Source organism: Streptomyces sp. NPDC001890 (assembly GCF_042891445.1).
GTDB lineage: Bacteria > Actinomycetota > Actinomycetes > Streptomycetales > Streptomycetaceae > Streptomyces.
The window spans coordinates 1-19919 of sequence record NZ_JBIATE010000007.1 but is presented as its reverse complement, the minus strand read 5'-3'; the positions used below and the strand labels follow the sequence as shown (position 1 = coordinate 19919).

The 19919-nt window shown below is 72.5% G+C and carries 17 protein-coding genes; 9 read left to right on the top strand and 8 right to left on the bottom strand.

Annotated features, from left to right (window positions below; translation table 11 throughout):
* Positions 1 to 214: 214 nt before the first annotated feature.
* Positions 215 to 1588, bottom strand: coding sequence for an RNA-guided endonuclease IscB (iscB, locus tag ACFYY1_RS19545; RefSeq protein ID WP_388587542.1), 1374 nt, complete (start codon positions 1586 to 1588; stop codon positions 215 to 217).
* 579 nt (positions 1589 to 2167) lie between these two features.
* Here iscB and ACFYY1_RS19540 point away from each other — a divergent pair.
* The gene (locus tag ACFYY1_RS19540) at positions 2168 to 3526 is read left to right on the top strand and encodes a PAS domain-containing protein (protein ID WP_388586955.1); all 1359 of its coding nucleotides are present in this window, start codon (positions 2168 to 2170) and stop codon (positions 3524 to 3526) included.
* Between the two features lie 75 nt (positions 3527 to 3601).
* On the opposite strand, the gene ACFYY1_RS19535 is transcribed toward ACFYY1_RS19540, so the two are convergent.
* On the bottom strand, positions 3602 to 4357 hold the full coding sequence (locus ACFYY1_RS19535) for an SIS domain-containing protein (protein ID WP_388586952.1): 756 nt from the start codon (positions 4355 to 4357) through the stop codon (positions 3602 to 3604).
* A 216-nt stretch (positions 4358 to 4573) separates the two neighbouring features.
* Between ACFYY1_RS19535 and ACFYY1_RS19530 the strand changes: the two genes are divergently transcribed.
* Complete coding sequence (locus ACFYY1_RS19530; RefSeq protein WP_388586949.1) at positions 4574 to 5266, top strand: metal-dependent transcriptional regulator; 693 nt, start codon at positions 4574 to 4576, stop codon at positions 5264 to 5266.
* 669 nt (positions 5267 to 5935) lie between these two features.
* Positions 5936 to 6829 (top strand): alpha/beta hydrolase, encoded by an 894-nt coding sequence (locus tag ACFYY1_RS19525; RefSeq protein ID WP_351261875.1) that lies wholly within the window; start codon positions 5936 to 5938, stop codon positions 6827 to 6829.
* Positions 6830 to 6918: 89 nt separating this feature from the next.
* On the opposite strand, the gene ACFYY1_RS19520 is transcribed toward ACFYY1_RS19525, so the two are convergent.
* Genes ACFYY1_RS19520 through ACFYY1_RS19510 form a run of 3 tightly spaced genes read right to left on the bottom strand, consistent with a single transcriptional unit; the run spans position 6919 to position 10120 of the window.
* A complete protein-coding gene (locus ACFYY1_RS19520) occupies positions 6919 to 8571 on the bottom strand; it encodes a transporter (protein WP_388586946.1) in 1653 nt (550 codons plus the stop codon).
* Positions 8568 to 9407: an ABC transporter ATP-binding protein gene (locus ACFYY1_RS19515; protein ID WP_388586944.1), complete on the bottom strand. Its 840-nt coding sequence runs from the start codon at positions 9405 to 9407 to the stop codon at positions 8568 to 8570. The genes ACFYY1_RS19520 and ACFYY1_RS19515 overlap by 4 nt, the downstream gene beginning before the upstream one ends.
* A 41-nt stretch (positions 9408 to 9448) precedes the next feature.
* Entirely contained in the window at positions 9449 to 10120 is a 672-nt protein-coding gene (locus ACFYY1_RS19510) for a bifunctional DNA primase/polymerase (RefSeq protein ID WP_388586941.1), read from the bottom strand.
* Positions 10121 to 10473: 353 nt separating this feature from the next.
* Between ACFYY1_RS19510 and ACFYY1_RS19505 the strand changes: the two genes are divergently transcribed.
* Positions 10474 to 11856, top strand: a complete 1383-nt coding sequence (locus ACFYY1_RS19505) for a transcriptional regulator (protein ID WP_388586938.1) — start codon at positions 10474 to 10476, stop codon at positions 11854 to 11856.
* A gap of 194 nt (positions 11857 to 12050) precedes the next feature.
* Complete coding sequence (locus tag ACFYY1_RS19500; RefSeq protein WP_388586935.1) at positions 12051 to 13634, top strand: hypothetical protein; 1584 nt, start codon at positions 12051 to 12053, stop codon at positions 13632 to 13634.
* Positions 13635 to 13697: 63 nt separating this feature from the next.
* Here the strand turns inward: ACFYY1_RS19500 and ACFYY1_RS19495 are convergent, their stop codons facing one another.
* Positions 13698 to 14978 carry an ABC transporter substrate-binding protein gene (locus tag ACFYY1_RS19495; RefSeq protein ID WP_388586933.1) on the bottom strand — a complete coding sequence of 427 codons (1281 nt, stop codon included), beginning with the start codon at positions 14976 to 14978 and terminating at the stop codon, positions 13698 to 13700.
* Between the two features lie 117 nt (positions 14979 to 15095).
* Between ACFYY1_RS19495 and ACFYY1_RS19490 the strand changes: the two genes are divergently transcribed.
* Both ACFYY1_RS19490 and purU read left to right on the top strand, forming a co-directional pair.
* Positions 15096 to 15599: a hypothetical protein gene (locus ACFYY1_RS19490; protein ID WP_388586930.1), complete on the top strand. Its 504-nt coding sequence runs from the start codon at positions 15096 to 15098 to the stop codon at positions 15597 to 15599.
* A 28-nt stretch (positions 15600 to 15627) separates the two neighbouring features.
* Positions 15628 to 16506 (top strand): formyltetrahydrofolate deformylase, encoded by an 879-nt coding sequence (gene purU / locus ACFYY1_RS19485; RefSeq protein WP_388586927.1) that lies wholly within the window; start codon positions 15628 to 15630, stop codon positions 16504 to 16506.
* 21 nt (positions 16507 to 16527) lie between these two features.
* On the opposite strand, the gene ACFYY1_RS19480 is transcribed toward purU, so the two are convergent.
* Positions 16528 to 17904 (bottom strand): zf-HC2 domain-containing protein, encoded by a 1377-nt coding sequence (locus ACFYY1_RS19480; protein ID WP_388586925.1) that lies wholly within the window; start codon positions 17902 to 17904, stop codon positions 16528 to 16530.
* Positions 17901 to 18476, bottom strand: a complete 576-nt coding sequence (locus ACFYY1_RS19475; RefSeq protein WP_388586922.1) for an RNA polymerase sigma factor — start codon at positions 18474 to 18476, stop codon at positions 17901 to 17903. Before ACFYY1_RS19475 ends, ACFYY1_RS19480 begins: the two co-directional genes overlap by 4 nt.
* Before the next feature lie 262 nt (positions 18477 to 18738).
* On the opposite strand from ACFYY1_RS19475, the gene ACFYY1_RS19470 reads away from it, so the two are divergent.
* Positions 18739 to 19113 (top strand): STAS domain-containing protein, encoded by a 375-nt coding sequence (locus tag ACFYY1_RS19470; protein WP_388586919.1) that lies wholly within the window; start codon positions 18739 to 18741, stop codon positions 19111 to 19113.
* Positions 19114 to 19208: 95 nt separating this feature from the next.
* Positions 19209 to 19730: an EF-hand domain-containing protein gene (locus tag ACFYY1_RS19465; RefSeq protein WP_388586916.1), complete on the top strand. Its 522-nt coding sequence runs from the start codon at positions 19209 to 19211 to the stop codon at positions 19728 to 19730.
* Positions 19731 to 19919: the final 189 nt, after the last annotated feature.

Genomic DNA, 19919 nt, shown 5'->3' with positions numbered 1-19919 from the left:
GTCCCTCCTTGCGGAGGAGCCGGCCGGACTTACCGGCGAGCCTGCGGGTCGGTGACTGCTTGGGATTGGCCGACGACCGGCCTGCACTGCAAAGAGCGCGACGAACGGGCGTCAGCCCGCAGCCACCTCACGAGTCCGAGAAGAAATCACTTCCGGAACACCTCCTCTCTGTGTGGCAGCAGCCTAGGAAGGGGCGGGAGACGCCACAACTCATTTATTCGGCGGCTTCCTGTTGGTAGCTGTACGCGTACCCGTCGGCCCGCTGCAGTAGCCGCAGGTGCACGTGAGACACGGTGAAGCGGCCCGTGGGCGTGCCCAGGCTGTGCTTTCCGGAGGCGCGTACGGAGATGCGCCCGGTCCAGGTCCCCGCCCACTTGCCCCTGGGCACCGAGGCGTGGACGAGGTCGCCGGTGGCGAACCCGTGGTGCCGCTTTCTGCGCGCACGGGTGAGCCGGGGAAATCCGTACCGGTCGGGAGTGGTGCGGGCGTAGCTCCCGCGTCCTGTCGCTGTGATGACCTGGACCTGCTGGGGTACGCGGACGATCCTGTTCCCCGCTTCGTGGTCGAGCTGTCCGACGCAGAGGGCGTCGAGCGTGTGGGTCTTCGGCAGCCCCATGGCGGTGCGGTTCCACTTCGTGCGCCCTCCTGACCAGGTCAGCACTGGCTTCCCGAGGCCCGCGAGGGCGTCTGTGAGCAGTTGCCTGGTCGCATTCATGACGGCGGCGTCGCGGAGCGGTGCCTTGATCTGTGCGCGGATGGCCGCGAGGCGGGTGGGGCGGTGGGACAGGAAGTCTTCGACGCGGGCGGAGCCTTTGGCCTGGTTGCAGCTGATGCAGGCGAGCGTGAGGTTGGAGACGCGGTTGGAGCCGCCGCGGCTGCGGGGCTGGATGTGGTCGATGTTCAGGGGCACGCCGGAGGCTCCGCAGTAGGCGCAGGCGCGTCCCCATGTGGAAAGCAGGTATTCACGGATCTCGGTTCCCGCGAGTGTGCCGCTGCGGTAATCGGCGGTGGTGAGGTCGCGGCCCGCGCTCATGGCGTGGGTGTCGAAGGCGACCTGCTCGATGTGGATCTCGGAGACCGGTGCGTATCGGGAGAGACGGTGTGCGGTCGCAAGTGTGGTCTCGATCCGATGCTGTACCGAGGGTGGCAGCCAGCCTTTCGGGCGGGTGCGGTTGTGCGACCTGCGGGCGCGGTAGCGGCGGTTCGCCGAGCGCCGTCTGCGGCGGTATCCGGTTCGTTGTCGCATGGCGCGGTGGATCTGCTGGCCACGGTGTCGCAGTTCGATCGACATGAGCCCGCGCCGTACGGTCGTGGCTGTTCCGTCCGGGGCGGTTTCCTGTTTCGTGTCGGTGAGCGCGATCCCCGTTCCTTTCGAACCCGGATCGATGCGCAGCTGTACGCCGTCGACGTGGGAGTCGGCGTCCGTGCGGTCCTTGAGGCGGATGGCGAAGGGGGTGTGCCGCGCGACGATGGCGCGGCCGTTGGTGAGTAGTTGTCGTGCGCGGGCGGGGTGGCAGGGCATGAGCGGCTCGCCGCCCTTTGCGAGGACGAAGACTCTGCCCGCGCCTGTTCCGCCGTTGCGGGTGATGTTCTGTGGGGGGACGTCACCGTCCCTGTTCGCTGCCTTGTCGGCGTGACGCCGACGGCGCCCGGTGCCGCGTCCGTCGGTCTCCCCTCGCCCATGTTCCCTGCCGGTGTCCCGCGCGGGGGCGGGATGTCCGTGAGCCGTTTCGTCCCTGCTCCCAGGGTTGTCTGCTCTCACGGATTCCAGTGCGGGCTGCTGAGGAAGCACAGCTCGGTGGGTCTGCTCGCCTGCGGGAAACGTAGTCATCAAGGGCACCTGCCTTTGATCGGTGATCGCGATGACTGGGGCTGTTCACTCGGCTCGCCTCGCGCGGAGGGAGCGGGAGCGAGTGATCTCCTTTCTTCGCGTTGGTCAGGGACGCTAGCCGTGCCTGCGTCGGAGTTGGCTTGATGGGCCGGTATCACCGCACAGATGCGTGATCTTTCAGCGGAGATCGAATGTGTGATCGTTCGATGTGTTAATCGGCAGGCTCCAGCACCTGAAGGGGAGTCGATTTCCGGGAAGTCGGTGTGTGCCGGGTCACGTTCGAGTTCAATGGTCTGACGTGCGGAAATGCCGGATGCGTCCTGCGGGGGGTACGGGGTGAGTGCGTCCACAAGCAGTGGAACGGCCGAGGCGCTCGGGCCCGACGAGGGGCCGGGGGCGGGGCCCGGGGCCGAGTTGCTCGCGGCCCTGCTCGACGGGATGGACGCCGCGCTCTGCGCGTTCGACGCGGCCGGCACGATCACCCACTGGAACCGCGAGGCCGAGCGGATCCTGGGCTGGTCCGCCCAGGAGGCCGTGGGGCGGCCCGGGTTCGCCGGGTGGGCGGTGCGGCGGGCGGACGCGGTGGAGGTGCAGGGGCGGCTGATGGCGGCGATGGAGGCGCCGGGGCGCCGGGTGCACGAGTTCGCGCTGCTGCGGAAGGACGGCGGGCGGGTGCTGGTGCGGACCCAGTCGGCCGGGGTCCGGGGCGCGGACGGCAGACCGGCCGGGGTGTACTGCGCGTTCAGCGAGGTGCATGCGCAGATCGATCTGGAGCGGTCGATCGCGCTGAGCGAGGCGCTGTTCGAGGACGCGTCGTGGGGTGTGGTGCTGGTCGACGCGGATCTGCGGCCGACGATCGTCAACGCGCACGCGGCACGGGCGCTGGGCAGCAGCCGTACGACGCTGCTGGGGCGCCCGCTGGGCGAGCTGATCGCGCAGGGCGTCGAGGACCTGGAGGGCGCGTTGCAGCACGTGCTCGCCGAGGGCGCACCACCGGCGCCCGCCGAGCTGTGGGTGACGTTGCGGACGGCGGAGGGGCAGCGGCGGCGCTGCTGGCGCAGCGGTTTTCTGCAGCTGGCCTCGCCGCTCGCCGAGCAGCCGGTTCCGCTGGGGGTGGGCTGGCTGTTCCAGGACGTGACGGCGGAGAAGCTGGCGGCGCAGGAGGCGGACCGGATGCGGTTCCGGTCGAACCAGCTGCACCGGGCCTCGCGGTCGGCGTCCGAGTGCGAGGACCCGATGGAGGCGGCGACGTCGTACCTGGACTACGCGCTCGCGGGCTTCGCGGACCACGCGCTGGTCGATGTGGTGGCGGGGGAGCGGCTGGTGCGGGTGGCGGCGACCCCGTCCGGTGAGCCGGGGCCGTGCCTGCCGGTGGCCGGCGGTTCCCTTCCGCTGCGGTACGCGGCGGGGCACCCGGCCCTCCAGGCGGTGGACCGTACGGGGTCGGTGCGGGCCAGCGCGGGTGCCGGGTCCGGGGCCGGGGTGTGGGCGGCCGAGCGGCAGTGGCCGGGTGACGCCGTGCACGCGCTGTGCGCGGTGCTGCGGAGCCGGGGGCGCACGCTGGGCGTGGTGACGTTCCTGCGCTCCGCCCATCGCGCCGCGTTCGAACGCCCCGACGCGGCGTACGCGGAGAGCGTGGCGGTGCGGGTGGCGGCGGCCGTGGACCTCTCGCAGGTGCTGGCGACGACGCGGTGACGGTGCGGCGACGGCGCGGGCCGCGGCCCGTCACCCGCGGACGCCGTCGCCCGTCACCCGGCACCGCTCCGCCTCCTACTGGCGGTAGAAGATCCGGTCCCGGTACTCCGTCATGACCCGGCCGTTCCACTCGTGGCCGCCGTCGACGTTGCCCGAGCGCAGCAGGGGCGGCTCGATCCCCCGGGCCACCAGCTGCTCCGCCGCGGCGGCCATCATGGCCTGCATCAGCGCGCTGGTGACGACCGTCGACGCGGGGGCGAACGGCGCCTCGATGCCGTCGAGCGTCAGCTCCGCGTCGCCGATGGCGATCTTGCTGTCGAGCACGATGTCGCAGTGGTCCCGCAGGAAGCCGCCCGAGCCGTGCCGGGAGCGGGTGCCGTCCGCGTACGCCACCGATGTCACGCCGATGACCTTCAGGCCGAGCGCCCGTGCGTTCAGCGCCATCTCCACGGGGAGGGCGTTGCGTCCGGAGAGCGAGATGATCACGAGGACGTCGCCGGCCTCGGCGGGGCTGGAGTCCAGCACGGCGCCCGCCAGTCCGTCGACCCGCTCCAGCGCGGAGCCGAGTGTCGCGGGCATGACGTCGACGCCGACCGTCCCCGGTACGGCCATCAGGTTCATCAGGGCGAGGCCGCCCGCCCGGTAGACGACGTCCTGCGCGGCGAGCGAGGAGTGTCCGGCGCCGAAGGCGAAGAGCCTGCCGCCCGCCTCGACGGTGTCGGCGATCGCGGCACCGGCGGCCGCGATGTTGCCGGACTCCTCGTCGCGTACCCGCTCCAGCAGGCCGATCGCTGCGTCGAAGAACTGACCGGCCAGCTTGCTGTCGCTCATCGAGGAGCCCTTTCCGGCGGGGGGAGGTGTCCATGGGTGTCCGTGCCGCGGATCACGTTGCGGTCTGGACCAGTGACATGTCAATACCGCCCGCCCGGCTCCGCCGCACGGTGTTCGACCGGCCCGGCACGGTTGTCGGCGGTATGCGTCAGAATTGGGGGAGGGCCAGCGCGCAGCGCTTACGACGTTTTCCTGTCACAGCATCGAGGGGCACGAATGTCCGGACTGATCGACACCACGGAGATGTATCTCCGCACCATCCTCGAACTCGAAGAGGAAGGCGTGGTCCCCATGCGCGCCCGGATCGCGGAACGGCTGGACCAGAGCGGTCCGACGGTCAGCCAGACGGTGGCGCGGATGGAGCGTGACGGCCTGGTGCAGGTCGCGGGCGACCGGCACCTGGAGCTGACCGACGAGGGGCGCCGCCTGGCGACGCGCGTGATGCGCAAGCACCGGCTCGCCGAGTGTCTGCTCGTCGATGTGATCGGCCTGGAGTGGGAGCAGGTCCACGCCGAGGCGTGCCGCTGGGAGCATGTGATGAGCGAGGCGGTGGAGCGGCGGGTGCTGGAGCTGCTGCGCCACCCGACGGAGTCGCCGTACGGGAATCCGATCCCGGGCCTGGAGGAGCTGGGCGAGAAGGCCGAGGCCGACCCGTTCATCGACGAGGGCATGGTGAGCCTGTCGGAGCTCGACCCGGGGACGGACGGCAAGACGGTGGTCGTGCGCCGGATCGGTGAGCCGATCCAGACGGACGCCCAGCTGATGTACACGCTGCGGCGTGCGGGTGTGCAGCCCGGTTCCGTGGTCAGCGTGACCCAGTCGCCCGGCGGTGTGCTGGTCGGCAGCAGCGGTGAGGCGGCGGAGCTGGACACCGAGATCGCCTCGCACGTGTTCGTGGCCAAGCGCTGAGAACCGCTCGCGGGTAGGAGTCGGTGCCCGGGCGCCGACGAGGCGGCTCGTCCGCCACCTGTTTCCGTCCGGAATCGCAGCGCCCGGACGGATCCCGTGCCAGGCTGTGGCTGAGGCATACCTGAGAGTGTCGGCCAACTGGCCGCGCGGTCGGGGAGGGAGCAGGCGCATGCGCCCGTCGTACTGGCAGGTCCAGCAGGTCCGGCACGTGCACCGGAGGGTGGCCGCCGAGGTCCCGGCCGCCCGGACCGCCGAGGTCCAGGCCGCCCCTGAATCGTGCGCCAGTGCCCGTGAACCGCACCCCGCCACCCCTGGACCCGGCGCCGGTGCCGGAGACCGTCGATGCACATCGCCGTCGGCGGCTTTCCCGGAAGCAGAGGGCCCCGGCGCCGCGCGGCGCCGGGGCCTGTCCTCCCCTGCTTCGACCTGGAGCCCCGAGCTCTCAAGGCCGATCCCCACGGGCCCTCATCCCCGAGTGGCCCGCCTCCCGGAGAAGGTCTCCCCTGCGCCACCGCGGTCAATCCTTGGAGCCGGTCACTCGAACGAGCGGTGTTGGGTGGCAGAAGCCAGTTTTCGAATACAAGTTCGATAGTCTGGCGTCACGCGGCCAGGCGGCGATCGAGCAGTGATCAATCGGTGATCGAGGACCAGAAGGGGGTGCCAGGACATATGGTGCGGCGCATCGATGTGACCGGGACCGATGGCGTACGCCTCGCGGCCTGGGAGTTCGCCGACCCGCCCAAGGGGCGCACGGAGGGCGAGCGCGCCCCCGGGGTCTTATTGCTCCATGGCCTGATGGGCCGGGCCGCGCACTGGGCCTCGACCGCCCGCTGGCTCACGGAGCGGCACCGGGCGGTCGGCCTCGACCAGCGGGGGCACGGCCGCAGCGACAAGCCGGCCGAAGGCCCGTACACCCGTGACGCGTACGTCGCCGACGTCGAGGCCGCGATCGAACAGCTCGGCCTCGCCCCCGTCACCCTCGTCGGGCATTCGATGGGAGCGCTCACGGCCTGGCAGCTCGCCGCCAAGCGCCCCGATCTCGTCCGGGCCCTGATCATCTGCGACATGCGGGCCTCCGCGCTGGGCGCGGCCTCTCAGCGCGAGTGGGAGGACTGGTTCAAGTCCTGGCCGGTGCCGTTCGCGACGCTCTCCGACGTACGGAAGTGGTTCGGCGAGGACGACCCCTGGGTGGAGCGGCCCAACCCGGCCCGCGGCGAGTTCTTCGCCGAGGTGATGGCCGAGCGGGCCGACGGCTGGCGCCCCGTCTTCTCCCGCCGCCAGATGCTCCGGTCCCGCGCGACCTGGGTGTTCGACGCGCACTGGGAGGAGCTGGCGCAGGTCCGCTGCCCGACCCTGGTGCTCCGCGGGCTCGACGGCGAGCTGGGCCGGGCGGAGGCCCAGGAGATGGTCCGCGTACTGCCGCGCGGGCAGTACGCGGAAGTGGCCGACGCCGGCCATCTCGTCCACTACGACCAGCCCGAGGGCTGGCGCGCGGCGGTCGAACCCTTCCTGGAGCAGTTCGCCGAGGACCCGCAGGAGGAGCGCGAGCCCGTCTCGCCGTGACGAGCGACGCGGCCGCCCCCGGAGGCCGGGCGGCGGCCGCTCTCGGCCCTCGCCGACCGCAGCCCTCAGGCCCTCGCCGACCGCAGCCCTCAGCCCTTGCTGACCGCCGCCAGGATCTCCGGGAGCCGGTCCGCCGTGCGCGGGGCGGCGACCCGCAGCCCCGCCCAGGTGATCAGCGCCCCGTACCCGGCCCCCACGGGCAGCAGCAGCCACAGCCACTGCTCGTGGTCCGCGACGTGCAGCCAGATCGTCACCGCGATCAGCGGTGCGCAGAGCAGCCCCGCCGCGACCATGCCGCCGAAGATCGAGATCCAGGCGAGCCCGGCCTGCCCCGGCGCCACGTTCTTGAACGCCCCGTCCTGCGGGATCGAGTACGGGAAGTTCGCCGAGGCCACCGCGCCCGTCGCCAGCATCCCGCCGAGCAGGGCGAGCGACAGCCCCATGGCCTCCGGCAGCGCGGCCCAGTCGTCGAGCATCGCGGCGGTCACCACCGTCACCAGGATCGTGTACGGCAGCGTGATCAGCAGCAACGCCAGCGCCCGCGCCCGCAGTTCCAGGTAGGCGTCCCGGGTGGAGGAGATCGTCAGCGCCACCATCCAGAACGCGGAGGTGTCCTGCCCGAACTGGTTGTACATCTGGATGCCGAGCATCCACGCGGCGAAGCAGGCGAAGTAGACCGATCCGGTGCCCTGGAGCGCGTTGAGGACCGGCACGATCAGCCCGATCGCCAGCGCCGTGGTCCAGGCGGCCTTGGTCTTCGGATCGCGTGCGATGTACCGCAGACTGCGCTCCATCACCGTCCCGGTGCGCCCCTGGGGCAGCAGCGCGGCAAGCGCAGAGCGGCCCGCGCCGCCCTTGCCGGCCTTCTCGCGCCCCGGCCCGGCGGCGGCCAGCGTCGAACCGTCCGGGGCCGTCATCAGCTTCACCAGACTCCGCTGCCACAGCCACAGCAGCCCGGCCAGCGCCGCGACGGAGAGCAGCAGTTGCAGGGACGCCTGCCCGTACGAGCCCCGCGACGCCGAGTCCACCGCCCCGATCGCCGAGGCGGGCGGCAGCCAGCGCACCACGTCCGCGGCCGGGTCGAGCGTGGACAGCCCACCGGCCCGGCCGAGCCGCTGCGCACCGAAGTTGACGGCCTGGAAGCCCACCGCGATCACCAGCCCGCTGAGCACCGCGAGATCACGGCCCTTGCGCGAGGTCAGCAGCCGGGTGTTGGCGGTGGCCACGGCCCGCGCCAGCGCCACGCACACCAGCAGCGCGAGCGGCGCGGCCACCACCGCGAACACCGCGCCGACCGCCCCTTGCGCCACCGCGAACACCGACCCGGCCGCCAGGCAGAGCGTGAACAGCGGGCCGATCCCGACCAGTGAGGACGCCAGCAGCGCCGCGACCAGCGGGCGCGGCCGCAGCGGCAGCATCACCAGCCGGCTGGGGTCGAGGGTCTCGTCACCGCTGGGGAAGAACAGCGGCATCACGGCCCAGCCGACCGCCGTCACCCCCGCCAGCAGCACGACGAGGGACGCGGCGTGGGCGTGCCCGCGCAGCACGGTCAGCCCGAGCAGCAGGCCCGCGGCGCACAGCAGGGTGACGACGACGGAGGCGAGGTACGCGGCCCGCCGGCCGGCCGACTGCCGCAGCCCGTTCCGCAGCAGGGTCAGCTTCAGCCGTACGAAGACGGGGACGAGGTTCTCGCCCGCGGCCCGGCCGCGGGCGGCCGTCACGGGGGCGTCGAGCACGCTCATCGCTTGCCGTCCAGCCAGTCGAGGGAGCCGTCGGCGGCGCGGGAGCCGGCGCCGACGAGTTCGAGGAAGGCGTTCTGCAGCGAGGGCGCGTCGCCGCGCACCTGCGCCAGGGTGCCCTGGGCCCGGATCCGGCCCGCCGCCATGACGGCCACCCAGTCGCAGAGCGACTCGACGAGCTCCATCACATGGCTGGAGAAGACGACCGTCGCCCCCGAGCGGGTGTACCGCTCCAGGACCTCGCGGATGGTCTGCGCCGAGACCGGGTCGACGCCCTCGAACGGCTCGTCCAGGAACAGCACTTCGGGGTTGTGCAGCAGCGCGGCCGCGAGCCCGATCTTCTTCCGCATGCCGGTCGAGTAGTCGACGACCAGTTTGTGCTGGGCGCCCGCCAGGTCGAGCACATCGAGGAGCTGGGTGGCCCGCAGGTCGACCTCGGCGCCCGGCAGCCCGCGCAACCGGCCCGTGTACGCGAGGAGTTCGCGCCCCGAGAGCCGCTCGAAGAGCCGCAGCCCCTCCGGGAGCACGCCGATCCTGGCCTTCACCTCGACCGGGTCGCGCCACACGTCGTGGCCGGCGACCTCCACCTTGCCCTGGTCGGGGCGGAGCAGTCCGGTGACCATCGACAACGTGGTGGTCTTGCCCGCGCCGTTGGGACCGACCAGGCCGATGAACCTGCCCGCGGGCAGCTCCAGATCGATCCCGGCGACCGCGGTCTGTTCCCCGAACCGCTTCCACAGCCCCTGTACGCGAACGGCGGGCGTCGCCTCACCGGCTCCGCCCGCCTCTTTCGCCCCGTCCGCCGGTACCGTTCTGTCGGTCTCTGCGCGGTCACGCATGATGCCTCTGCCTTTCGGTGGCCCCGTGTTCCGGGACCAGCCTACGAAAGGGTGTCCCTGGAGAGGCGGGCCCGCGCGTCGGCGGCTTCCCTGGCACAGGCGTAGGCGAGCGGGCTGATGAGCTCCTCCGCGTCCGGCAGCCAGCGGTTGGCGGGGGTGGGTCGGCGGGCCCACTGCACCGCTCCGCGGGCGCCGACCCGGGTCGGCGGACCCGTGACGTAGTGGCCCTCGCCGCGGCCGACCAGATCGATGGCGGCGGCCCGCCAGCCCAACTTCCGTACCAGATCGTCCGACTTGGCCGCTGCACCCGGCAGCACGAAGAAGAACATCCGCCGGTCGGGGCTGCAGGTGACGGGGCCCAGCGGCAGGCCCATCCGTTCCATCCGGGCCAGCGCCAGGAAACCGGCGGACTCCGGTACGTCGATCGCGTCGAAGCTGCGGCCGGTGGGCAGCAGGATCGACGCCTTGGGGTGCCTGGACCACATCCGGCGGGCCGCGGCCCCGCTCCCGGTCGCCTGGCCCGCCCAGTCGGGGCCGGTGGGGTGGGCGCCGGGGGCGGGGCAGCCGGCGTCGCCGCAGGAGCACTGCTCGCTCCCCTCCGCCGCCTCCAGCCAGGTGCCCGGGCACACGTCCCAGTGCCGCTCCTCCGTGTACCGCACCGCCGCGTCGAGCAGTTGCTCGCCCCGCTGTTGGGGTACCTTCGCGGCTTCCATGACTCCGACGGGCTCTTCGACTGCGATGGGCTCTTCCACGCACAGCACAACTACGGCCAACACCCGGGGTTACGGGCGTGGCGGTCGCGGGCGCGGCGTATCGATCCGGCACACGGGGCGCATGGATGCATGGGCGGGGGCGCGCGTGAGGCGGTGCCGGGCGGGGCGGGTAGCCACATACGGGCAACCGCCGGACAGTCGTCGTGCGGGTCCGGAACGGTCGGCCTCTGTCATATGCCGACATGAATGACAAGGAACACGACGCACGTGACGAACACGATGAATCTGTGCATTTTCCGCGTATTCGCCGGGCAGTGATCGGCTCAATGATCACTGCGGCCTCAGGGGGAAACATGGCAGCCAGGCCTCTCGTCGCCCGCCAGCCGAACGAACGGCTCCAGGCGCTCATTCAGGAAGCCGGATGCTCCAACGCCGGCCTCGCCCGCCGCGTCAACATGGTCGGCGCGGAACGTGGGCTCGACCTGCGCTACGACAAGACGTCCGTGGCCCGTTGGCTGCGCGGACAGCAACCACGCGGCAGGGCACCGGGAATCATCGCCGAGGCGCTCGGCCGCAAACTCGGCCGTACGGTCACGATCGACGAGATCGGGATGGCCAACGGCAAGAATCTGGCGTCCGGCGTCGGCCTCCAGTTCGCCCCGACCGTGATCGGCGCGATCGAGCAGGTCTGCGAGCTGTGGCGCAGCGACGTCGGCCGCCGCGACTTCCTGTCCGGTTCGGCGGTCGCCTCGTCCGCGCTCGTCGAACCCAGCCGTGACTGGCTGATCACCGGCGCCGATCCGCAGGTGGCGCGCGCTGCCGGGGCCCGGGTCGGGATCTCGGACGTGGAGGCGGTGCGGGCGATGACGACCGCGCTGGTCGACCTCGACCACCGGTTCGGCAGCGGACACGTGCGGCCGGTCCTGGTGCACTACCTGAACAGCGTGGTCTCCGGGCTGCTCTCCGGGGCGTACCGCGAGTCGGTCGGCCGGCAGCTGTTCGCGGCGGTCGCCCGGCTCACCGAACTCGCCGGGTACATGGCCGTCGACACCGGCCAGCCGGGGCTCGCCCAGCGCTACTACATCCAGGCGCTGCGCCTGGCCCAGGCGGCGGGGGACCGGGCGTACGGCGGTTATGTGCTGGCCGCCTCGATGAGCCATCTCGCCGCGCAGCTCGGCAACCCCCGGGAGATCGCCCAGCTGGCGCGGGCCGCGCAGGAGGGCGCGCGCGGGCGCGTCACCCCGAGGGCGGAGGCGATGTTCTACGCGGCGGAGGCGCGCGGACACGCCCTGCTGGGCGACGCCCGCACCTGCCAGGCGGTGACAGGCCGGGCGCTTGCGGCCATGGAGCGGGCCGAACCGGGCACGGGCGACGACCCCGACTGGATCGCCCACTTCGACCACGCCTATCTCGCGGACGAGCTGGCGCACTGCCACCGCGACCTCGGCCAGGCGGAGGCCGCCGCGCGCCGCGCGAAGGAGTCCCTGGCCGGTCACCCGGAGTCCCGGACCCGCCGCCGGGGCATCGGCCTGGTGCTGCTGGCCACGGCCCAGGTCCAGATGCGCGAGGTGGAGCAGGCCTGCCACACGGGCACGCGGGCGATGGAGCTGCTGGGGTCGGTGCGCTCCAGCCGGGGAGCGGAATATCTGGACGATCTGCAGCAGCGGCTGATCCCGTACGGGGACGAGTCGGCGGTGCGCGAATTCGGCGCCCGCCTGGAGCTCCAGGCGGCCTGACCGGGGCCGGGAGGGCCCGGGGCGGGGCCCGGCCGGTGGACGCGTCCGGGTGCCCCCTCGACCTGCGTCCTGGGAGCGCCGGGCGGCACCGCGCTTGTGAAGGGCTGGTGAGTGACAACACACGCTTGGCGGTCGGCGGCAACCACCCGATAGCGTGAGCCGACGATTCCGTAGGTTCACACGTAGGAGTCCCGGTGACGCAGAGCGGACAGGGTGACGAGCAGCAGCTCCCTGCTGTACGACCCACGCACGAAGGTGTCGTGCTGCCCGCAGGTGGCGGCGAGCCCTGGATACCAGGGGGGCCGGCGGATCAGGCCGCCCCGGCGGGCGGCCAGCCGTGGGGGCAGCCCTGGGGGCCGCAGGCGGCGCACCAGGACCCCTCGCAGCAGCAGCAGCACCAGCAGCACCTGCCCCAGGGGCCCGCCCAGGGGCAGGGGCCGTACGGGCAGGAGCAGTACGGCCAGGTGCAGCCGGGGCAGGGGTACGGGCAGCCGCCCGCCCCGCAGCACGCCCAGATGCCGCAGGCCCAGCCGCTGCCGCCCGTCCAGTCGCAGCAGCACATGCAGCAGCCGCCGCACCAGCCCCAGCCGATGCCGCAGCACATGCAGCCGCCGCACCAGGGGCAGCAGCCGCCGCAGATGCCGCAACAGCCCCAGCCGCCGCAGTCGTTCGCGCAGCCGCTGCCGCCCGAGGCCGTGCCCGGGATGAGCGCGGGCGGGGACGCGGAGGCCACGCAGTACATCGCGCCGGTGCCCGGTGGGCCCGTGCCGGGCGGGCTGCCGCCGGAGAACCCCGCGGAGTCGACGACGTTCCTCGGCCACGCCGGGCAGCCGCAGCAGCAGGCGTACCAGCAGCAGCCCGGCAACGGCGGTGACGCCGAGGCGACCCAGTACATCCCGCCGGTCCCCGGCGGCACCCCTTACGGCATCAGGCCCGGAGCCCCGGGCGACCGGCAGCCGCCCGCCGAGTTCGACAACCTGTTCCGCAGCGACGAACCGGCGGGCGCCACCCAGCAGATGCCCCTGCTCGACCCCCGGCAGCAGCACCAGGGCGCCCCGCCGCAGTACCAGGGCGCCGCGCAGGCCCAGCACTCCGCGCAGGCCCCGTACCAGCCGATGGGCGAGGAGCCGCAGCAACCGCGCAGGAAGCGGCCGCACGTCACGCTCATCGCGGCGGTCGTGGTCGGCTGTGCCGTCGTCGGGCTCGGCGCGGGCGCGCTGCTGAGCGGCGGCGACGACGAGAAGGGCAAGGACGACAAGCAGTCGGTCGCCGCGGCGAGTTCACCCGCCGGGGAGCCCTCCACGCAGGCCGCCGCCGATCCGGCGAAGCCGCAGGCCGAGGCGCTCGACAAGCTCCTCGCGGACAGCAACGACAGCCGTGCCGCGGTCATCGGGGCCGTCGAGAAGACGAAGAGCTGCACGGATCTGGACCAGGCCGTGACCGATCTGAAGGGCGCCGCCCAGCAGCGCCGCGATCTGGTGACCCGGCTCGAAGGGCTGTCCGTCGACAAGCTGCCGAACCACGCCCAGCTGACCGCCTCCCTCACCAAGGCGTGGCAGGCCTCCGCCGCAGCCGACGAGCACTACGCCAACTGGGCCGGGCAGGCCAAGAACGGCAAGAAGGTGTGCAAGCACGGGCGGGCGCGTACGACCTCCGAGACGCAGGCGGCCACCCAGCAGAGCGAAGAGGCGAGCAAGCAGAAGCAGCAGGCGTCCGGGCTGTGGAACTCGATCGCGACGAAGTACGGACTGACCCAGCGGGCGGCCACCCAGCTCTGACGGGACGTCCCGCGGTGCACCTCCCGCGGCGCCCGCCCTGCTCATCCGGGCGGGTGCCGCGGGTCAGCGCGTCGCGCTGGCGTCCGACAAGGTCTTCGAGACGTCGATGAAGCCCTTCCGGTCCGCGACGAGCCGGCCGTCCCGCACCACCTGATACGTCACCCTGGTGTTGACGATCCGGGGGTACGAGGACGAGCCCAGCACGTCCGTGAAGCCCCAGCGCAGCACCGGGGTCAGGCCGCCGGTCCCGACCGCGGTGCCCTTGCTGAGGGCGGAGGTGAGCTTCCAGGGGGTGATCTGCGGGGAGTCGATCGCCTTCACGAGCTCCTTCAGCACCGTGTACGCGATCCAGGTGGTCTGCACCCCCGTGTCGTCCGGGTCGATCCGGTTGTCGCCGAAGGCGTGCTCGCGGATCACTTCGCGCATCGGGTCCCAGCGGGCGTCGCCCGATTCCGGGTACCAACCGGTGATGTACGCCCCCTCGAACGGGCTGTTCCGGCCGCCGGTGCTGTCGATCAGCGGCTGGTCGACGCTGCCCAGCACGGAGGAGATCCGGACGCTCCCGTACGACGGTTCGAGCCGCCGGAAGGAGTCGAAGAAGGTCTCCGTGCGCTTCCCGAGCACGGCCGTCACGCAGCCGTGGGACGCCCCCGCCGCCCGGAGCGCGGACGCGGCGGCCCCGTCGTACGCAGTGGCCGACTCCGGGGCCCGGATGTCGGCGGGTGCGGGCCGGCCGGCCTCGGTGAGGCCGGTCTTGAGGAGCCACGCCTGGCCGTCGCCGCTCAGGGTGTCGGGCCGGACCACGGACACCCGCTCGCAACTGCGGGCCAGCTGGCGGGCGTTGCCCGCGAGCAGGGCGGGCTGGCCGCCGTTGACCGGGAAGGAGTTGTAGCTGCTGAACTCCTCGTCGGAAGCGCCGTAACCGCCGATGTAGGGGATTCCGGCGGCCTCCAGCAGCGACATGAACGATGTCCCGTGCCGGCTGTACGAGCCGACGACCGCCACCGCCTTCTCCTTGACGGCCAGCCGGGCGCAGTCCGCCGCCCCGGCCGAGGTGTCCTGTTCGTCGCAGGTGACGACGCGGAGCTTGTGACCGTCCAGCCCGCCGTCGGCGTTGGCCCAGCGGGCATAGGCGCGGGCCATGGCGGTCATGCCCGCCATGTTCACCGTGTCCGGCCCCGCGACCCCGCCGGGGGCCCAGGTCACCACGGTGACGGGCTCCCTGGAGCCCCCCGTGGCCCCAGGGAGTACGCCGCAACCGGTGATCAGCAACGCCCCGGCCGCCGCCGCACTTGTGAGGAGCTTGTAGGGGCGGGAGGAGGTGGGGCGTCGCCATCCGGTCATGGGCCTGAACATTTCCGGCCGCGGGGTAACGCCGCTGTGTGCTCCGCTCAACGCTCGGTGACATCCGGGTGAATTGCGGGGGGCGATGCGGGCGGCGGAAAAGGGAACGTACGATCGATGACCGTGCAGCAAGGTTCGGAGAACTCTTCCCGTCGCGGCCGTCGCTCCTCCACCATGGGCGGCATGCCGCTGAATGACATGCCTTGGTGGCGCTGGCGCAGCAACGTGCGCTCGGCGCTGCACATGCTCTCCGACCCCGTCTTCCACCACGAGTGCTGGCTGACCGGCCGGGAGGGGTACGGCGACGTCACCGACGCCGTGTACCGCCTGGTCGAGGACACCTGGCTGGACAACTGGTCCGCCGAGAAGTACATCGGAACGATCTTCCGCGACGCCGACGAGGCCGCCCTCGTCGACGTCGCCGTGCTCCGGGTGCTGCGCATCATGCACCAGGTCGGCGCCGACGCCCCCGTCTCGGCGTATCTGGAGCACCACGGCTGGCAGGAGGCCGTACAGGCCGCCCGCGAGGCCCATGTGCTGCTCGCGGGCAACGACGGCGAGGACCCCGACACGCCGCCGCGCTCCCTCGACGTGCTCCGCATCATGACCAGGTCGGCCTGATTCCGGGCCGGTGTGGCACGCTACGGGGATGACCGCGCCGCACCCTGCCGACACCGCCCCCGAGCAGTACGTCCTCACTCTCTCCTGCCCCGACAAAAAGGGCATCGTGCATGCCGTGTCGAGCTATCTCTTCATGACCGGCTGCAACATCGAGGACAGCCAGCAGTTCGGCGACCACGACACGGGTCTGTTCTTCATGCGGGTCCACTTCTCGGCGGACGCCCCGGTGACCGTGGAGAAGCTGCGGGCCAGCTTCGCGGCGGTCGGCGACTCCTTCCGGATGGACTGGCAGATCCACCGCTCCGCGGAGCGGATGCGGGTCGTGCTGATGGTCAGTAAGTTCGGGCACTGCCTCAACGACTTGCTGTTCCGTTCCCGGATCGGGGCGCTGCCGGTCGAGATCGCCGCCGTGGTCTCCAACCACACGGACTTCGCGGAGCTCGTCGCCTCGTACAACGTTCCCTTCCGGCACATCCCGGTGACCAAGGAGACCAAGGCCGCCGCGGAGGCGGAGCTGCTGGAGCTGGTCCGTGCGGAGAACGTCGAGCTGGTCGTCCTCGCCCGCTACATGCAGGTCCTCTCGGACGATCTCTGCAAGCAGCTGAGCGGCCGGATCATCAACATCCACCACTCCTTCCTGCCGAGCTTCAAGGGTGCGAAGCCGTACCACCAGGCGCACGCCCGTGGGGTGAAGCTGATCGGTGCGACGGCGCACTACGTGACCGCGGACCTCGACGAGGGGCCGATCATCGAGCAGGAGGTCGAGCGGGTGGGCCACGGCGTCACGCCGGACCAGCTGGTCGCCATCGGGCGCGACGTGGAGTGCCAGGCGCTGGCGCGGGCGGTGAAGTGGCACGCGGAGCGCCGCATCCTGCTCAACGGCCGCCGTACGGTGATCTTCGCGTAGGTCGCCCCCAAGGGCTGTCCCTCAGAGGCGGCTCAGCGAGGCCGCGGCGCACAACACGTCGCGGATGGCCTCGCGGTCGCCCTCCTGACCGGCCGCCGCCTCCACCGGCGACACGTGCCCGGCGACCAGCTGGCAGAACTCCACACCGTCCAGCGCGACCTGCGCCACGGTGTGCGCGGGGGAGCCGAGCGCGGCCGGGGAGTCCAGCGGGATGTACCAGTCGCCGCCGCCCGAGCCCTCGACCTCCAGATGCAGCGAACGGCCCGGTGACCCGGCCGTCACCAGCTGCCGGGCGGGCCCGGCGAGACCGGTCCTGCGGCGTTCGGCGAGGGCGGCGGGCAGCAGCCGGGCCGCCAGGTCGATCATCCGGTTGAGGTGGGCGGCGGACGGCGCCTCGTACGGATAGTCCACCGCCTCCGCGATGTCGCCGCCGTGCACCCAGCACTCGAAGGCCCGGTCCAGCAGGGCGTCGTGCATCGGGAGGGCGAAGTCGCCGTACGAGACGGAGAGCTCCGAGACCCCGCGGCCGGCGAAGGACACCGTACGGATGAGGGTGTGGCTCTGCGCGCGCCACGGCTCGTGGACCGCGCGGGTGGGCGGCCGCCGCGCGGCGGACCAGTACTTCTCGGTGCGTCCGGTGGGGGAGAGCGGCCAGTCGGCGCCCAGGCCGAGGACCCCTTCGCCGAGCGGTACTTCGAGGTCGAGGGCGGTGCCGATCAGTCCGTCGACGGCCATGAGATGACCGATGACGCCCGCGACCGTGGTCTTGCGGCCGGCCTCCTGCTCGCCCTCGAACCACTTCAGGCGCACCGGGGCGTGCCACTCCGCGCTGCCGATGTCCCGGAGCAGCGCGTCGAGCCGCGCGGTCTCCGCGTCGTACGGGGAAGCCCAGTCCGGCACCGGGATGTCGGCCGGGCGGCGGCTCAGGCAGGCGTCGATCACCCGGGTGCGCAGCGTCGGGTCGAGGTCCAGGCTGCGGTCGGTGTGCAGCAGGCCGACCGCGTCGCGCAGCCGCAGGGCCTCGTCCGCGCAGGCGGCGCACTCGGTCAGATGCGCCTCGACGGCCTCGGTCTCCTGGGCCGAACAGGCCGCCAGGGCCCACGCGCCGAGGAGCGCCTTGAGGACGCGGTGCGCCAGCACCGGCGGGTCCGACAGCGCTGATGGGTCCGACGGGGTCGACGGGTCCGTTGGGTCCGGTGGTGCCACGGCGGTTTCCGGTTCCGGTGTCGTCGGCGGTGAGGCCGGTCGCGGCTTCTCGGGCGGGGTCGCGGGGACGGGCGGCGGCAGGGGGAAGGCGGAGAGGTCGAAGTCGTCCGCGGCGGCCCGGGGTCCCGGTATGCGCCGGGCGCCCCGCACCTCGTCGTCGCCGCGCCCGCCCGCCTCGTCGTCGCCGGTCACAGGGGCCGTCCGTATCCGGGCGGCGACGTCCCTTCGAGCGGGCGGGTGTGTGCGGTGGAGAGCAGTTGCAGCCCGAGCCGGAGCCGGCGGCGGGCCTCGTCCTCGGTGACCCCGAGGTCGGCCGCGGTCTGCCGGTAGTCCCGGCGCTGGATGTACGCGAGCTCCAGCGCGGCCCGCAGCGGGGCGGGCATGGACGCGACGATGTAGTCGGCGCGGGCCGCGACCGTGGCCCGGTGCACCCGCTCCTCCAGGTCGCTCCCCTCGTCGTCCGGGTCGTCGAGCCGGCCGTGCTCCTCGCGCAGCCGCCGCACGGACTGACGGTGCGTGAGCCGGGCCACCCAGGAGCGCATCGAGCCCTGCTGGGGGTCGTACGCGTCCGGGTTCTCCCACACGTAGCCGAAGACCTCGCGGGTCACCAGGTCGGCAGCGGTCTCGTCGTCCAGCATCCGATGGGCCTGGCTGTGCACCAGCGAGGCGAACCGGTCGTAGAGCTCACCGAGAGCCGCCGCCTCACCGCGTGCCAGCCGCTGCTGCATCTTGCGGTCCCAGCGGGGCGGTGCGTTCCTGGCCATGTGACCCCCGACCCGTTCCCTCTGCCTGCCCTGTTCCCCTCGTCACATCGAATGTAGTCGGCGGTGTCGGACGTGCACGTCCCTTTACGGCAAGTACGCCCCTGAAAAGGCCTGGGATGATAGTGAAGTGATCATTTCTGCCTGAATCCGCCTGTGTCCTGACAGGCCGTTCGGTGTTTCATGAAGGCGCGGCCGGGGCAGCCGCGAGAAGGAACGGAAACTTCCGGATCGTCGGAATCCCCGGAACGAGAGGGTCGGTCGCGTGACTTTGAGGGTGGCCGAGACCGTGCAGGGCGAATGGACCGTGCTGCACATACGCGGCGAGCTGGATCTGCTGACGTCGCCCGCGGTGCGCCAGTCCGTCCACGACGCGGTCGCCGTCGGCCGCCACGACGTGGTGCTCGACCTCTCCGAGGTCCTGTTCTGCGATTCCAGCGGGGTCGGCGTGCTGATCGCCGCCCGGCGGCTGATGCGTTCCTGCGGGGGCCGGCTGCGGCTGATCCTGCCGGCCCGGGGCGCGGAGGAGGGCTCGCACGTCAACCGGGTGCTCGCCGCCCTCGGCGTGCGCCGGCTCTTCGACGTCTACCCCGACTGGGACACGGCCGTCGACGACCGGGCCCGGCCGCTCTCCGCGTGAGACCGGCGATGACCGGGTGACCGGGTGACCGGGTTGTCACATCGGTGGAGCGTGTAAGTGACACGTGGCGCCTTCCGGCGTCGTACGCTCCCCGCATGGACAGCGCAGAGTACGAGCGCAAGATCGCCCACCGCTTCGCCGCCTTCGACCAGGACGGCAACGGATACATCGATCGCGCGGATTTCAACGCCGCCGCGGCCCGTCTGCTCGCCGAGTTCGGCACGACGGCACGCTGCGACAAGGGCCAGGCGCTCTACACCGGGGCCGAGGCGTTCTGGCAGGGCATGGCGGGCATCGCCGATGTCGACGGGGACCAGCGCGTCACCCGTGAGGAGTTCGTGGGCGGGGCCGTGAAACGGCTGCGCGACAACCCGGAGCGCTTCGCGGAGATCGCCCGGCCCTTCCTCCGGGCGGCGATCGCGGTGGCGGACGGGGACGGCCGGGGCAAGGCGGCCGTGCCCGCCGTCGAGCGGGCCCTGCGGGTGCTGGGCGCGGACGCCGGGACGGCTCGGCTCGCCGCGCGGAGCCTGGACGCGGACCAGGACGGCTGGATCGTGGAGGACGAGGCGGTGTCGGCGCTCGCCGGCTACTTCACGGTGATCGCCCCGGACGCGTAGGACGTACGGACAGGGGGTGGGGGGGGGCCCCCCCCCCCCCCCCCCCCCCCCCCCCCCCCCCCCCCGGGGCCGCCCCCCCCCCCCCCCCCCCCCCCCCCCCCCCCCCCGCCGGCCCCCCCCCCCCCCCCCCCCCCGGGGGGGGGGCGCCCCCCCCCGCCCCCCCCCCCCCCCCCGCCCCCCCCCCCCCCC